The organism is Paenibacillus sp. HWE-109 (assembly GCF_022163125.1).
Taxonomy (GTDB): Bacteria; Bacillota; Bacilli; order Paenibacillales; family NBRC-103111; genus Paenibacillus_E.
Window position 1 is genome coordinate 5,588,490 of record NZ_CP091881.1, and the last position, 15,832, is coordinate 5,604,321.

Sequence of the window (15,832 nt, forward strand, 5' to 3'; positions counted from 1 at the left end):
ACTGCTGCAAGCCTCAGAGCAGAAACCTTTTGAAACCGCGGTGAACACGTTCTTTAGATCAGCGCCCCTTACGAACTCAATACACTTTATTTGATCAAAATGGGGCATTTGAAAAATCTAATGAATCCCCGACACGTTATCTCAAGCAAACAATCACCATTCCGCCTACAAGCTGCTCAATAGCGCCATTTGAGTTCATTAGATTTTCAAAGTAGCCATTTTCTTGTCAATAAGCATCATACAGTTCATTAGAAGTGTACGGAATGATTGTGGGGGCGCGGGCGCTGGAGAGCCAACCTCCATAGTGCGAGGTCTATTCCTATTATTTGCCCAACAATTCCAAGTGACGGCCAATATGGTGGCGAAGTCCTGCGGCGAAGGCATCTTCTTGTTCAGCCAGCGTCTGGAAGAATTCGTCGGCAAATTGGTAGCTGCCATCCTCATTCTTCGCTTGCAAGAGAATGCCATACGTGATGTGCAGCAGCTGGCGGGCATTGTTTTCTTCCATATAACCCGGCAGATCCGCATCGCTCACTTCAGCCAGAGGGACGATAGCGTTGATGTCCGTTGTCACATGATAGTATGCTGTCGCTTCCTTGAAATGCTCGAACGCATATTGGTGCATGCGGCGGTAGAGGGATGGATTGACTTTCGCTACGACGCGCACCGCTTCAAGCCAGTTCGTACCGGCTGTTTTGATATGGAACAAACCGTTCGTGTATTGCCCGATCAGCGGGAAAACGCTGAATTTATCACTGCCGGAATGAATGCTTAGCTTGTATTCAAAGTGTACGGCTATCGCGGCATGGCTGGCCAACTCCCGCTCAAACTGCGCGATGTCGCCAATATAGTCGATTCCCTTCTGGAACTCGCCACAGAAGCGCGGCGCCATGCTGAAAATTGCAACCCCGCGATCGCGCAGCTCATTCGCCACCAAATAGTGCGCTTCCGGCGATGTCGGTGTCGCCGTCTCGTCGATGGAGATCTCGAAATCGACTGCGCGATCCAAGGTCACGATGTACTTGCGGAAGATCGCTTCCATGAAATTGATCGCAGCATCATAGATCAGCACATCTTTCTTCAGCGCTTCCGGCGTATACGCCAATGTCGCACCAGGCACATTCGGCGCTGACAGTAAGTAGCGTCCTTCATAATGGCTGCGCAGATTTGCCGGCAGCTGCTCATATTTGGCTGCAATTTCCGCTTCTGATAAGGATTCGATCGTATTATCAATATTTTCCGAGCAATCGAGTGTCAGCATCGTGAAACCAAGACGCAGCGCATACTCGATGTCTTCTTCTTTCTTCAAATGGTCGCCGTCAGCGCCATAACCATCCTTATAGCCTTCTTGGAGGACGGCATAAGCCGCAGCATCCAAGACATCCTCATACGTGCGTCCTGTTAAAGCAAGCTCACGAATGCTTTGCTGAGCTAGAACGGGACGAATATCTTTGCCGCGAATCGTTTGAATATGACCTGGGCTTGCAATGCCAAGTCGGTCGCCTAACCCCATCGTAGCGACCTGCGTACCGAAAGCTTGTGGCGCGGTGTAGGGCAGAAATTGATTAAGCAGCAGACGATTCTCATGGGATAAAGGCGCTATTTTGCCGCCATCCACGATCTCGCCTTGCAGTTGATCATAAAGATCGCCTTCACCAACAGCAATTAATTTCTTGCCAGCTTCTGTTCTTATCAGAGCAAGAGAAGTGCTGCCGACATGTGTAAAAGAGGCTTCGTATACATAGATATCAGGTGATGCGAATGCCGATATATTTCCCGATTGGATAGCTTCGATGAGTTGTTTCATGAGATAAATCCTCCTTTATATTTGCAAGCGTTTGCTGACTTCTTATACCTTAATCATATCGCAAGCAAGGAGCGTTTTCTCATCATCTATTCCTATTTTCCGCTAAAACTATTCATATCTTTCACTAAAAACATGCTATACTAGCTCCATAACGGATTAACGATCAAAGGAGTCCTCCCGATGTCCCGCACTGTCACTTATGGAAACGAAGAAGAAGGTCCCTTCTATATCCAACATATTCATCGGTCCGGTTCTTTTGAACGGACTCAGCATATGCATGATCTATTCGAGATTTATTATTTGTATGAAGGCGAACGCATGTATTTCATACGTGATCGTTCCTATCTGATTCTCCCTGGCGATCTGGTATTGATTAACCGGCGAGATGTTCATGCGACCTCTGATTCGGATAAACTTGGACATGCGCGGGTTGTGATCAATTTCAGCGACACTTTTCTGGGCAGTGCGCTCAAGGACGCTCCCTTCCTGCTCGATGCCATTACCCATAGAACGCCTGTATTGCGGCTTGATCTGCCTACCCGGCGCATAGTCGAAGATATTTTCGGCAAAATGGTTCATGAAGCCAAAGAAAATCAGCTCGGCCAAGATTTCGCGCTTGCGCATTATTTGGTTGAGCTGCTGCTGCTGACGGCCCGTTACATCCGTGTCCATCCCGTCACCTCGCCCGAGCACGTCTCTCCTTTGCATCGAAAAATATCGAATATCGTACGCCATATCAACACGCAATATGCAGAACCCGTGCGACTCGAAGAGCTCGCTGAGCGCTTTGAAATCAGCCCTGCTTATCTAAGCCGCATGTTCAAGGAAATCACCGGATTTTCGATGGTTGAGTATGTCAGTCTTGTTCGTGTGCAAGAAGCTCAAAGACTGTTAACCCAAACGAATATGAAAGTGATCGTCATCGCTGAGCAGGTCGGCTTCGGCTCGTTAGTCCAATTCGGACGCGTATTCCGCCAAATGACCAAAACGACTCCGCTGCGCTACCGGCAATCCCGCTACTTAGTTTGATAAGATAGGGTGTTGACTACATTGGCTTGTATCTCTGCCATCGCTATGATAATTCCACTTTTCCCGCTAAATAACGTCTAGCCGCTAATGACTTTCTCGCGTTCCATGGCCCAGCCGCTCTTCGCGACGCCTTTAGTGGAGACCCAATCGTTCTAAACAGACTAGTTCCAAAGAAACTGGTTATGATGAGGAGTTTAACAGGGCGTTACAGAGAGAAAAAGACGGCGTTTACTCCCGAATGCGGGAGTAAACGCCGTCTTTTTCTACAAAACAATAAGTTGATTTAAAAGGAAGCATTTTTTTATTGAACCTCAACAAGTTGCCATTGCTGACGGTTATTACCTGCATACTCCCATGTTTTGAGCTGTACGCCGTTTGCAGGATCATCAACATCGATTACATAGGTTGGATTATTCCTTACCGCGATTTTAAAGTTAGAACCGCCAACATTAGTCAAAAGGAATTGCTGCCGGTCATTCCCCACATACTCCCATGATTGAGTAACGGTTCCATTCGCTGGAGTCCCGCTTACATCTAATCCATAGTTTGTATTGTTTCTTACAGCTATCCGGTAATATCCACTACCAACATCGATAAATTTGAATTGTTGCCGATCATTCCCAACGTATTGCAACACCTGTGCTTTACCACCGTTGTTTACAGTACTAATATCAAGAACATAATTCGGGTTCGACTTAGATTGGATTTTGTACCACTTGGTTGGGTCAATCGTTGTGACACCTCCCCCTGAATGAGCAGCAGCTGCGGCAGCTGTAAATCTGTCAATTGAGGTTTGACTTTGTCCCATATTTGTCCACATTCTCATGTTGTAAGCCATTGCTTGCTTCTTATCTTTAGCGTTCGTCGCAATCGAGTTAAAGGAATCATATGACAACGTCGTTGTAATTGGTTGGGTATCTCCAGTTCGTACTCCCCAATCATCGGATTCCGTCGTAAAATTCCCGAATGCGAATTCACCTTTGAAAGGACCAGAAGTATATTTACCATTTGATATCGTTGAACTAAAGAGATCCCCCGAATTACCTTCACCGAAAAAGTAATCTTCGTAATCTGTTAAGCGTGGTCCGGCATCATAAACATACGAGGAATTGAAAGAAACTAGACGGTCGGGATTGCCAGCTCTCGCAGATGCAGTCAAACTTTCATATGGCGCAGGATAATAAAGTGCACCGTCATCAAACATCCAGCCGTCCAATTTTGTCCCGTAGCGATTACCAATCTCTGCTACAATGTTTTGCCACTTGTTAATCGCCGACTCTTTTCTAGCATAATTACCGTTTGGTGATACAGTCCAGAAATTGTTCCACCAGTCTAAGTTCGGATTACTGTCATGTCCAGTATGATAGTAGAACATGACTCGTATTCCTTTGTTCTTTAATGCAGTCAGCATCTTGTCCAAATAATCTACGCTACTTGTTCTTCCCGTTAGTACATTATCTATTGAAGTAATAGGCGCCGGCACATAATAAGACGTCCAGGTAATCGACCAAACGACGAAATCCGCTCCCATATTCGCTACTCGATCAGCAAAAGCATTATAGTCAAAATTGGCGTATGGCGTCGGCCAAGAGGGTTGTGTTCCATCAGGATTACCGCCCCACTGTCCCCATTGATACATTACGCCAACAGGGCTACTCGTCATCCAAGTCGCTTTAGATTTACTATTCGCGATACTTGTTTGAATAGCGGTTAAAGAACCGGATGGAATTAACTCTAGTGACTTCAACTGCATATTAATTGAACCTGAGAGAGCTTTAATTGTTACCGTTGATGTACCAGCCGGGATTGAAATTTGGCCCAGTCTGAGTTTATCCCATCCATTGCTCCCAATCGTGTAACTCGCTTTACTCGAGCCATTACTTACTTGTACAACGACACCACTGCTTCCATTAATTAAAGCATCAACATAATATTTGCGGGCAATCGTCGATTTTACGGTCCATGAAAATTGTTGAGTAGCAGAACTCCAGCCTGTCACTTTTTTACCTTTATATGGCTTTCCACCATCAAGATCAGTTACTGTCAATCCACTACTAAGGTTGGCCTGATCTGCTATTAAATATGAAATGTTATTAGATGAAAGATCTACCCATCCTTTTGAATGATCCATAGCCGTATAAAATGCTGTTAAATCGGTGAGTTGATCTGCGTAGGCAACTTTGGACTTTCCAGGGAATCCCCCCAACAAACTCAAACTTATCATTAGCGCAATTAAACCCACGACCGACCATTTTTTCAACTTGAATTTTCTCAATTTCATCATCCTCTGCTATGATTTGCAAAAAAGGTGCTGCATCTTACTTAATTGATTTCAATCGGATCCTTTCACCCCCTATGAAGGTTTCTCTACTCATTCAGCAAAAGTGTCTGAAACCCAATCCCAATATTTATGACAGCGTTTACAAATTCTTGATGCCCTATAGCTGTGTTAATTATTGGATAAAGCAGAATACTGAGGCGCAGCATCGCAAAATCCCAAATTCATTGTGTTTATACATTTATGAATAAGTAAGCGCTATCACATTCATAAACATATCAAATAATAATTGAATTGAACATAAACAAACTACGGATCTGGATATAGAATATTTACAGAATTCATTTCTACTTGAAGCAAGGAAGAGACTGACCGCCTCTTCCTTTAAGATACATAACTATTTAGTCATGAAGTATTAATATTTGCTTCTCTGCTTTGATTAATAACTTTGAAAGCGAAGTATTATTGGGATACGTAATGAGCTGGAAAATCAGGTAGAAGCCCTACTTTTGACAGATCAATTTCACTGAAACCAAGTTTTAATGCTGGTGAACCTTCCTTCAGCGAAAAGTCCCCCTGCTCGGGATCTGTAAATAATGGATCTGCAAATACCGAATGTCTATCCCAACCTAATGATTTCCATTCATCAATGCTATAGTGTTCGGTACGGCTGCCTAAGGGTCTAAAATGTACAGTTGCCTTAAAGTAGCCCAGATCGTTAAAGAAAATATTATAGTCTAGCTCCTCCACCCATCTGCTTTCTAGAGGTGGACCAATAAACTCGTACAGTTTTCCTCTAGACTCCCCTTTTTCGAAATTAATATCTACTTCAGGATTGTCAGCATTCGAATGTGCAACAATAATATTCCGCAAGAAACGATCATGATTATGCTCGTAACCGATATGGATCCCTGGAGGATTCGCTGGGTGATAAAAAATATTATTTTCAACTAAGCGATAATCACCTTCACGTAACTTTATACTTATCCCAATACACACATTGTGATGAATGTGATAATGTGATGAGCCATCATCAAGATCAATGCCCCAGCCACTATTGTCAACAAATCTATTGTTTCGAATTGTTACAACTTCGCGCGCATCTTTTTTAACATCTCCTGCACAGTGTGAAGCTGGGCCATGTGATTGTTCCAAACACCAAAATCGATCTCTTCCCCAAGAATTAAACGGACCATGATCACCTGTTTCTTGTACGGTATTGTGGATATCGTTATATTCAATAACGTGGCCCCCCCAGGTTCCATCGTTAATACAAATCGCAGCTCTTGGAATGTGATGAATATGATTATGAGCAATCGTATGATTTCGTCCAACGGAAATAAACACGCCGGCAGTTTGCTTTCCATAAAAACCAATATTATTAATTTCATTATTAGCAACTAGTATGTTGGCGGGGTACGCATGTTGGCTTCCCATTGTTAGATGTTTTGAACCAACAAGACAGATTGCACTTTCACCTGCATCCGTAATTGAACATCCATAGATCCGATGATCTCGGTTGAAGTCGCTTATGAAGATAGCGTTTCCTCCCACTGCATCAAATCGGCAGAACTCAATACTGCATTTTTCTGCTCCTTCCAGGTACACTGCTCCTCCACGGTGAATGGACCAGTCTCCAAGTGAAGGTGCTTCATACTTTTCCATATATGTCGTAGTCGTTTGTGTCATATGAAAACCATTAAATCCTATATTTACTACTGGATTCTCTTGAGTCCCTCTAATTTCGATTAATCTCTGTAATTGAGGGACCTCAAAAATCGCATCCTCCAAATTTAAATCCGGCATAGGATAGTAATATAACAAGCCGTTCTGAAAGTCAGCATACCACTCCCCTGGACTATCCAGCTCTTCAAATACATTCTCAATAAAGAACCGTGAGCGCTGGTCAATACCTGTTGCATCTTCCCCCTGCATCACGTCATTTATTTGAAAGCCGCCTTTTCCAAAGGTAATGGTATGATCTTCCCAATCTATCGCTTTAATTTTCCATTGTAAATTTCCCCAGTAATTTTTTCCGAAAATATGAAGTTCTGCCTCTTCGGGCTTACTCCACCTCTTGTCCGTAAACTTTTGAGGATCGAATTTCATTTCTCGATGTGGCCACTGCAACTTACAATCAGCTGGATATGTGTATCCACTCACCCCAGGAATAGACGGATCATACTTCGGGTAGCGTGCACGAATTTGTCGTTTACCATTTACAAATAACTGATTGAACGGCAAATGCTCCTTAAGCATTTCGGGTACTTCAGCAACAAAAATCCCATCACGGTAGGGTCTCCAAGCCACGTTCAACTTTCTCCCCCCACTTACTACTGCATGCTCTTCAGAGTAAGTGGAAAAAGAAGTAAATGAGTCTTCTTCTGTTAGTGTTAATGTTTCATGTAAATAATAGGTTCCCCCACGAACTACAACTTGCACTACTTGATCTTTCATCACATTAGTTACACGATAATTCCGAGCAGCCCGCTGCGCTTGCTGAAACGTTGCAAATGGGAGTTGTTCTGTACCCGGATTGGCGTCGTCTCCTGCAGGAGATATATAAAATGGCATCATTTTCCCCTTCTTTCTAGATGTAAAAATTAGTCTTTTACTGCTCCTGAAGTTATTCCGTTAGTAATGTAACGCTGAGCGAGAATAAATATGAACAATGCCGGTAATCCCAGAAGAACTAATGCTGCATAGAATCTACCTTGATCAGCGGGATTGAATCCGAAATTACTTTTGAAAGAACTAACGGCAACTGTTGCAGTCATTAACGAAGATTTTGTTGTAAACATAAGTGGAAGCAAGTAATCTTGAAACGACCAAACTGTGCATAAAACACCAAGGTTAATGAGTGCTGGTCTAGCTAGTGGCAGATAGATGTGGAGAAATGTCTGGAATGAAGTTGCTCCATCCATATGTGCGGATTCCATTAGCTCATTTGGCAAATTATCGAAAAAATTTCGAAGCATTAATACAGCAAATGGTAAGGTGAGCACAACTTCTGCAAAAATCACTGCTGTCAATGTGTTGTACAGATGTACACCTTTAAGTATATAAAAAAAAGGCACAAGAACGACCACACCCGGAATTGACAGACACATCAGTACGAATCCATAAAGCCATTTTTGCCCAAAAAAGACTAACTTCGAGAAAGCGAATGCTGATAATGTTCCGATGATAAGAATTAGTGCTGTACCCCCTGCAGCAACTACTACCGAATTTATAAATGGCTTATATATTTTTATTCCGCCAACTTCGTGAGTAAATAAATAGGTATAATTGGCAAAGCCATTGACTGCAAGTGAATTTTTTAATGCTACCACAATGGGAAATACCCAAAGTAAAGCAACCGCAAAAACAAATATCTGAACACCAACTCGTTCTTTGCGACTAGACAGGATAGTATTCAAGATTATTTCCCCCTTTTAGACTTGCTAGGAACGTAGAGACGGAGTTGGAAGAATGAGATCACGAGTGCAACCAATAGCAATACTACCGATCCCGCTGAGACAAAACCTATATTTGAACCAGCAGAATGAATGAAATTATACATATATACACTAGAAATTTGCGTACTGTTGCCAGGCCCTCCACCAGTCATGAGATAAATTCTTTCAAACTCTCTAAAGCTCTGAAGCAACGTTGAAATGATAATTGTTATATGTGCATTTTTTAATAATGGGAATACGATGTTCCATAGCATTCGTGACATTCCTGCGCCGTCTAAAACCGCTGCTTCTAGGACACTTGGATTAATTGTGGTTATGTCTGCACTATAATACATCATTGGGATTCCAATTAAAAAAATACCAACAGCCATTACAGAAATATAAGCCCAATTTGGATCTCCAAGCCATTGCTGAGCTAGAAATCCCAATCCAATTGCATTTAAGAATTGATTGAGTGCACCAAATCTATACTCTAACATTCCTGAAAACACGGTGGCGATTAAAGCCATTGGCATAATTGTAGGGATAAAGAAAAGAGCATGAATAATTTTTGAACCCTTAAACTTTTGACTTAGGAAAACGGAGATAATGAATCCAAGTGTCATACTAATAAGAATCGTTGCTGCCGAAAAGACAATATTGTTCAATATAGATTTAAAAAACTTAACATCAGTCAATACCAAACGATAATTATCAAAGCCTACATAAGTAGAGTGTAGGAAAGATATATCACCGTTAATAAAACTAGTTTTAACCAAGAAAAATAAGCTATAAACAATAAAAACTGCAAAAACAACCAGAAGCGGTAGGATGTACAGATATGCTGTAAATTGATTTCTCCAACCGGATCCCATGCTTCTCACCTTCCATCCGATTCAATTTTTTATCTAAGACGCTAGTGAAGCCGAACCCGAAGTTCAGGTTCGGCTTCACTAAGGGAGTATTGGTATTAGTTCGGGTATTTCCCAGTATCAAATTCTTTTTGGATGTTTTGAGCAGCTGCTTTAGCATCTAAGCCATTTAAAATAAACTTTTGAATTTCAGCACCAGCAACATCGGAGAATTTAGAATTATTATTACGATCTGCGGTAGGTTGAGAAACCAAGTTCACGAGCGTTTGATAAGATTCTTTTGCTGTTGGAGATGTAAGCAACGTTTCGTCAATTTTGGAACCGACCTTGTTGCTTGTGAACAGGAACTGATTATTCAACGCATCATTGCCTTCACCTAGTGTCAAATACTGAATGAATTTAGCTGCTTCTTTAGGATGCTTCGAATTTTTAACAATACCAAGCCCCATATCAACGAAAGAGCGGATCGATGCTTTACCATTTGATTCAATAGCTGGAATTGCTACTAAACCTACGTCTTTAATGTTGATTTTATTGTCCTTACGAACTTTTTCGGCAATCATATTAGCTTCCCACGTACCTTGGATAAACGTTGCTGCTTTGCCTGTTGTAAATAGTGTTTTTGAGCGATCATAATCCAAATCAAAAACATCTTTCTTACTTAAAACACCATCATCAAACATCTTCTTGAAGCTTGATAAAGCCTGTGTATACTCAGGACCATTTAATTTTCCACCTTGGTTATAATGGAATTTATTGTAAATATCTGATTGCTGACCTGCAATAGTCAACACCACTTCATCATCAGTCCACGCGTCTTTCGCATTAAGTGCAACTGGGAGAATATCCAGGTTCTTATCCTTGATAGCTTTTGAAATGTTTTTAAGATCATCATAAGTTTTCGGAACAGATACTCCTAATTGATCAAGAATATCTTTGTTGTAGTACATAACCATTGAGCCAACTGAACCCATGGAAAGGAATTTAATACCACCACTCGTTTGAGAAGCTAATTGTTTAATACTGATCGGTGAAAATTTACTTAGCCAATCCGCACCAATTGTTTGTTTCATAATATCATCTAGTGGCAACAAGTAATCCTCGATTTGCTTTGGCATCCCGCCAGTCTGAATTCCGACGATATCCAAATCTTCACCAGTCGTTAATGCAAGAGGCATTTTTGTCTGATACGGCGAACTGTTATTTCCGCCTACAATGCTAAGATCAATTTTAATGTTAGGATTTGCAGCTTGAAACTTATCAATAATCGGCTTATATACTTCTGCAGAAGGCGACCAGGTCCAGAACTTTAATGTTACTGTCTCCTGTTTACCAGAGTCGCTTGTCGCTGCAACTGTTCCCTGCGCTTGCGTTGCAGCCGGTTTCTCTGATTCGCTTCCACAAGCAGATAAGACCGAACTCAACAAAAGTAGTGCCGATGTTCCTATTAACCATTTCTTGTTCTTTCTCATCTTGTTTCCTCCCTTATTATAGAGCGATACATTATCTTTACATGATTAGAATAATATAATTGTAAGCGCTATAATAAGGATTCAAAACAGATCTTTACATGGATATTTTACAGAAGCTAAAAGCCATGAACTTGCTGGGCTTTAGCCGCAGCGATTCTCATATCATCCATAGCTTGAATAGCCATATCCGTAGTAAATTCTCCTGCTAAAACTCGCTGAATAATTCTACCCATCTCGAGTTGGTTATATCCAATTATCGAGGGGGTAATAGATGGATTCGTATTCGCATCTATATACGCTTTATCTGACATATAAGGAGTTGTCGGTTGATTTGTAGTAACAGAGTTAAATGCTGTTTCAGAGGAAACGCCGCGGAAAGCTTCATTCAAGTTTTCCGTTTTGGCCATATACCTAATCATCTCCATGGCCTCTTTAGCATGCTTTCCATTTTTATTGACCATCATCATCGCGACATTTGGTCCCTCATAGCCAAAAAGTCGGGAGTTTCCCAAGAAAAATGGTAAAATCCCAAATTTGTTAGCAGTTCCGGGGAATTGCGGCTCTACATCTGATGATAAATACACGTCCCATGCAATTGCCATTGCATATTCTCCACTTGCTAAAGCTGCTGCTTGCCCATCCCAATTATTGTTTAAAAAATTCGAACCATAAAAGCCCCTTGTCGCCATATTCTTATAATCATCTATGAGTTCTCGAATTTCTGGAATATCTGAAAATTTAATACGGTTCGAATTCAGATCCTCTACAAAATGAGGATATGCTTTTTTTAAAGAGTCTAAACCATATTGCGGGCTTAAAGGCCAAATGTCTTTTGTGGGTAAATAAATAGGTGTAATGCCATGGGAGAGCAATGATTCGCAGGCTTCGATAAATTGTGCATGACTAGTTGGTTTAGGAATGTTGAATTTTTCGAACACTTCCTTGTTATACAAAATGCCACTGATCGAAGACTCCCAAAGTGGTAGTCCATAAATTTTCCCTTTGTGTAACAACTGAGTTAAAATTGTGCTTTTAATTTCAGAGACCCACTCTTCACCTGTCATATCCTCAAAATTCTTTACCGGTTGGAGATCGGCTAAACTTGTCCCTCCAAAGCCCATAACAATATCAGTAATTTCCCCCATTGCAACGCGCTTACTTATAACTGTAGTCGCCGTATCAATTGGTACAGCTTGAATTTCAATTTTATTACCTGTCGCCTCCTCATACATTTTCCATGCTCGTTGCAGGTAGGGTTTCCCTATCCAATCCATATTCGCCATTAAAGTTAACGTCACAGCTTGCTGAGGAGTCTCCTCCTGTATTTTACTTTTCTCCGGAGAGCAGCTGCTCAGAATAATCAAAATTGACAAAACACCTCCGACTAGAACAACTCTCTTCATTCACTTTCACCCTCCCTCTGCCGCGACAACATTTCTTTATAATCTTTCGGACTGAATCCGGTTTCATTCCTAAATACTCTGCTAAAGTATAACGGATCATCATAACCGACCCGTTCTGCTACAGTTTTTAGTGGTAATTCAATGTGCTCTTCAATAAGCAATTTAGCCTTTTGTATTCGTAATTTCATCAGATATTTACTTGGAGGAAGACCTTTAACTTCACTAAATACATTGGATATATAATTCTTATTATATCCAAAAATATTTTGGTAAATTTCGTTTGAAATAGGATCCATGTAGTGTGTATTCAAATATTCTTCTATCCTAGAAACTAAGTCTTTAGCGGAAGCCTGTTGAACTCTGCTTCCTCGTTCAAAGTTTGGTTTTATATAATTCCCAAATTCCTCAACAATCTGCGGAATACTTGTACAAGTTGATATGATCTCATTTGCATCAAATTCATTTAAAGATCGCAACTGGCCTCCACCTAGATATTGTTCAAACTTCAGGACTATTGCTTCCAAAATCGCCTCAATTTTTTCCTGCGAAAAATCTTTCCTCTCCCAATCTACACTCCACATCATCAACGATTTATTAAAGTGAACATAACTGTTTTCTTGCACGAGTTGCATGCATTTTGCCAGCAAATCAGGGCTCAAATAATTTTCTTTCTGTTCCTCAGCTACACCTATAACTGGATAGAGACCCGATCTATGAATACGTGTGCACAAATGCACTATTTTCCGCAACTGATCAATAGCTTCTCTCAATAACTCTGGCAATTTGACGCTTTGGCCTGTAAAAACATGAAACGGTATATCACTATTCAATCCCCTAAGATGATTTATTAATAAGTCAGCAAATTGTTCAGAAGTATTAGGTTCCCATAAGTGAGGGTCGCCAATTACAATGATCTTTTCATTTAGTTGTGGTCCCTCCATTATCCATACGCCTGTACCAGCAGGTACAATATCAACAACCATTTTGCGCTGAAGAAGTTTTATCGCTTCTTTCCCTGGGTTTAAAATATCGTACTCTAGCTTTGATGCTGCTCCAGCACGTACCAAAAAATAGTTGTAATAGGAATATGATAGTTCAACTTTACGGCCCAAATATCTTCTACTATCAAAACCATTACCATAATTAACATAGTGTTTAATGAGTGCAGTTTCTGCATCCAAGGTGATCTGGTCCAATTGATCGGCCAATTTTACTAACGTTTGTTTGAGCTGTTCTTCTTTTACAGGCTTTAATAAATAGTCACACGCCTGAAGTTGAAGAGCGGTCCTAACATACTCAAAGTCGTTATAGCCGGTTAAAATAAGACATAGTATTTGGGGGTCTAATTCTTTTACTTTAGAGACAAGTTCCAAGCCTCCGATAAACGGCATCTTTATATCCGTAATAAGTACATCTGGTTTCTGCTGCTGAATCATTGCCCAAGCATCTTTCCCATTAAATGCCCATTGTCTTACTTTAAAAGAAGGGTGGGCTTCCTCTATCATCGCTTTCATCATGAATAAAATTGGCGGTTCATCCTCTGCGAGCATGATGTTATAAATGGAAATTACCTCCTAAACGAATCAATGTTCCTGAACCTTCCAAGCGCTCGATATGAATAGAGATGTCACCTTTGTAAAACAAAAACAATCTCGCAAACACATTTTGAAGACCAATCCCGCTTCCTTCTGAGTCATGTAACTCAGCAGAGGCGTTCATAGAAAAGGGAGTTATAGGATTTTGAGACATAGCTTGAATGATTTCCAACAGATGAGAGAGTCTCTCAAGATTAATTCCTGTGCCATTATCAGCGATATGGATCCACCAACGATTGTTCTCAATTGCACCCTTAACTTCAATTTCCCAAGGAGGATCCTTTTCCTTAAATGCATGATGAAAAGCGTTCTCTACAATCGGTTGAAGAAATAATTTTGGAACGGGGAGCATATTTAATGAAGGATCTACATCTAAAGTATAGGTAAACAAACTTGCATAACGTTTGGCCATAAGCTTTAAAAAATTATCTACATTCTGAAGTTCAAAAATCAAAACAGTCTCTTTTTCACCAAACTTCATGGCATAACGCAACATATCTGAGAGTGCAGTACACATATCCATAACTTCATCATTGCCCTTACTTTTCCCATAAGCGCCAATGACGGTTAATGTGTTATATAAAAAATGCGGGTTTACTTGAGCCTGTAGGGCGTTCATATGGGCAGCCATTTCTCGTTGATTTGCCTGATCCACAACAATAATCGAATCCCTTAATTTATCCAGTAAATCCTGAAAGGCTTGGCCAAGCAATACGATTTCATTCTTGGTATGCAGCCGAGTCGAGTGTAGAATTAAATTCTCCATATCAAAATTAGCAAGCGACTCCTTCAATCTTCGAATGGGCCTTGTCACCATGCCAATATAATAATATAAAAGTCCAAGTATTATACATAAAGCAATAAGATAGATACTAAATGTACTGTACCTTAGATATAGAATTGGTTTATGAAATGAGCTTTCATCGTCTAATAACATCAACGACCAATTCACCTTGGATAAACCAACTGTAAACGCCATGAATGTTTCATTGTTCAGTTTCCAAAGTTCATGATTTACAGTATTTTCGTTTTTCTCGCTTGCTTCTGGCTTCAAACAGCTTATTTGTTCTTTGGGAAAAGGTGAAACCCTAGCATAAATTACCTTCTGATTTCCATCGCATAATAAAATCTGACTAGAAGACTGCGCGTTCCTAAAGGATGTGATTCTGTCAAGTTCTGAAATATTAAAGCTGACCACAACAAGCCCGAGAACCTGATAGTTATCACGAAGTGGACGCACCAAAGAAATTTCAAGATCTGCATCTGCGGACCAATAATCCGGATGCAATGGTATCCAGATCTTATACATATCAGAGTTCATCCACTCTTGAAATTCAGGCATTCTACGTATAAATTCTTTTGTTACTTGCTGACTATTCATTTTGTTACTAATTTCGATATAGTCACCATCCTTTGATATCAAACTAATTCGCTCTTTTAGTGGTTGAAGCGCTGTATATGACAATAAAATATTTTTTATTTGTGAGCTTACACCTGGGTTCTCGTCGAAATAGTTATTGTTCTTTGAAAGCGGAATACGCGCAAGAGTATCCATGATATAATTTGAAGCGTTTACAGAAATCGATAATTTGTCCATACCTTCAAGCATACTATCTAGTTGCTCTTGTATCTTTTGTGTTGTTTGTTGTTTATTAGTAACGGCATTACCTTCAACAAAACTTTCTGCATAATAATAAAACAGCAAGTTAATCGCGGACACTATAATAAATGCAAATAAAGAAAAATAAACGAAGATTTTATTCTGTAATCTCAAAGACTTAAACAAGTCATCGCCTCTTTACATTATTTGATGTCCTTATATTTTACTCGAAATCGATGCAATCCATCATGGATTTTTCACAGTTAAAAGTATGGATAAATCACAGAAATAGATCTTAAAAAGACTTCCGCGAAACAAGAGAACCTCACCGTAAGGACA

The 15,832-nt window shown here is 40.5% G+C and carries 10 protein-coding genes; 1 reads left to right on the plus strand and 9 read right to left on the minus strand.

The features are described 5' to 3' along the window. Positions 1-322: 322 nt before the first annotated feature. Positions 323-1,807, minus strand: coding sequence for a tagaturonate epimerase family protein (locus tag LOZ80_RS23785; RefSeq protein WP_238167020.1), 1,485 nt, complete (start codon positions 1,805-1,807; stop codon positions 323-325). A gap of 180 nt (positions 1,808-1,987) precedes the next feature. On the opposite strand from LOZ80_RS23785, the gene LOZ80_RS23790 reads away from it, so the two are divergent. Then, positions 1,988-2,836 (plus strand): helix-turn-helix domain-containing protein, encoded by an 849-nt coding sequence (locus LOZ80_RS23790; RefSeq protein WP_238167021.1) that lies wholly within the window; start codon positions 1,988-1,990, stop codon positions 2,834-2,836. Positions 2,837-3,137: 301 nt separating this feature from the next. Here the strand turns inward: LOZ80_RS23790 and LOZ80_RS23795 are convergent, their stop codons facing one another. From LOZ80_RS23795 to LOZ80_RS23830, 8 genes are all read right to left on the minus strand, one after another. Next, positions 3,138-5,111 carry an RICIN domain-containing protein gene (locus LOZ80_RS23795; protein ID WP_238167022.1) on the minus strand — a complete coding sequence of 658 codons (1,974 nt, stop codon included), beginning with the start codon at positions 5,109-5,111 and terminating at the stop codon, positions 3,138-3,140. 465 nt (positions 5,112-5,576) lie between these two features. Continuing rightward, entirely contained in the window at positions 5,577-7,691 is a 2,115-nt protein-coding gene (locus LOZ80_RS23800) for a right-handed parallel beta-helix repeat-containing protein (protein WP_238167023.1), read from the minus strand. A gap of 26 nt (positions 7,692-7,717) precedes the next feature. Beyond that, entirely contained in the window at positions 7,718-8,533 is an 816-nt protein-coding gene (locus LOZ80_RS23805) for a carbohydrate ABC transporter permease (RefSeq protein ID WP_238167024.1), read from the minus strand. A 2-nt stretch (positions 8,534-8,535) separates the two neighbouring features. Continuing rightward, positions 8,536-9,426 (minus strand): carbohydrate ABC transporter permease, encoded by an 891-nt coding sequence (locus tag LOZ80_RS23810; protein WP_238167025.1) that lies wholly within the window; start codon positions 9,424-9,426, stop codon positions 8,536-8,538. Between the two features lie 95 nt (positions 9,427-9,521). After that, a complete protein-coding gene (locus tag LOZ80_RS23815) occupies positions 9,522-10,895 on the minus strand; it encodes an ABC transporter substrate-binding protein (protein ID WP_238167026.1) in 1,374 nt (457 codons plus the stop codon). A gap of 116 nt (positions 10,896-11,011) precedes the next feature. Continuing rightward, a complete protein-coding gene (locus LOZ80_RS23820; RefSeq protein ID WP_238167027.1) occupies positions 11,012-12,298 on the minus strand; it encodes an ABC transporter substrate-binding protein in 1,287 nt (428 codons plus the stop codon). Further along, a complete protein-coding gene (locus tag LOZ80_RS23825) occupies positions 12,295-13,848 on the minus strand; it encodes a response regulator transcription factor (protein WP_283214691.1) in 1,554 nt (517 codons plus the stop codon). Before LOZ80_RS23825 ends, LOZ80_RS23820 begins: the two co-directional genes overlap by 4 nt. 4 nt (positions 13,849-13,852) lie before the next feature. Further along, positions 13,853-15,679, minus strand: a complete 1,827-nt coding sequence (locus tag LOZ80_RS23830) for a sensor histidine kinase (protein ID WP_238167029.1) — start codon at positions 15,677-15,679, stop codon at positions 13,853-13,855. Positions 15,680-15,832 lie beyond the last annotated feature (153 nt).

Excerpts from the sequence above, each read along its gene's own strand:
- LOZ80_RS23785 (WP_238167020.1), bottom strand. The coding sequence starts at position 1,807 with ATGAAACAACTCATCGAAGCTATCCAATCGGGAAATATATCGGCATTC.
- LOZ80_RS23790 (WP_238167021.1), top strand. The coding sequence starts at position 1,988 with ATGTCCCGCACTGTCACTTATGGAAACGAAGAAGAAGGTCCCTTCTAT.
- LOZ80_RS23800 (WP_238167023.1), bottom strand. The coding sequence starts at position 7,691 with ATGATGCCATTTTATATATCTCCTGCAGGAGACGACGCCAATCCGGGT.
- LOZ80_RS23810 (WP_238167025.1), bottom strand. The coding sequence starts at position 9,426 with ATGGGATCCGGTTGGAGAAATCAATTTACAGCATATCTGTACATCCTA.
- LOZ80_RS23815 (WP_238167026.1), bottom strand. The coding sequence starts at position 10,895 with ATGAGAAAGAACAAGAAATGGTTAATAGGAACATCGGCACTACTTTTG.
- LOZ80_RS23820 (WP_238167027.1), bottom strand. The coding sequence starts at position 12,298 with ATGAAGAGAGTTGTTCTAGTCGGAGGTGTTTTGTCAATTTTGATTATT.
- LOZ80_RS23825 (WP_283214691.1), bottom strand. The coding sequence starts at position 13,848 with ATGCTCGCAGAGGATGAACCGCCAATTTTATTCATGATGAAAGCGATG.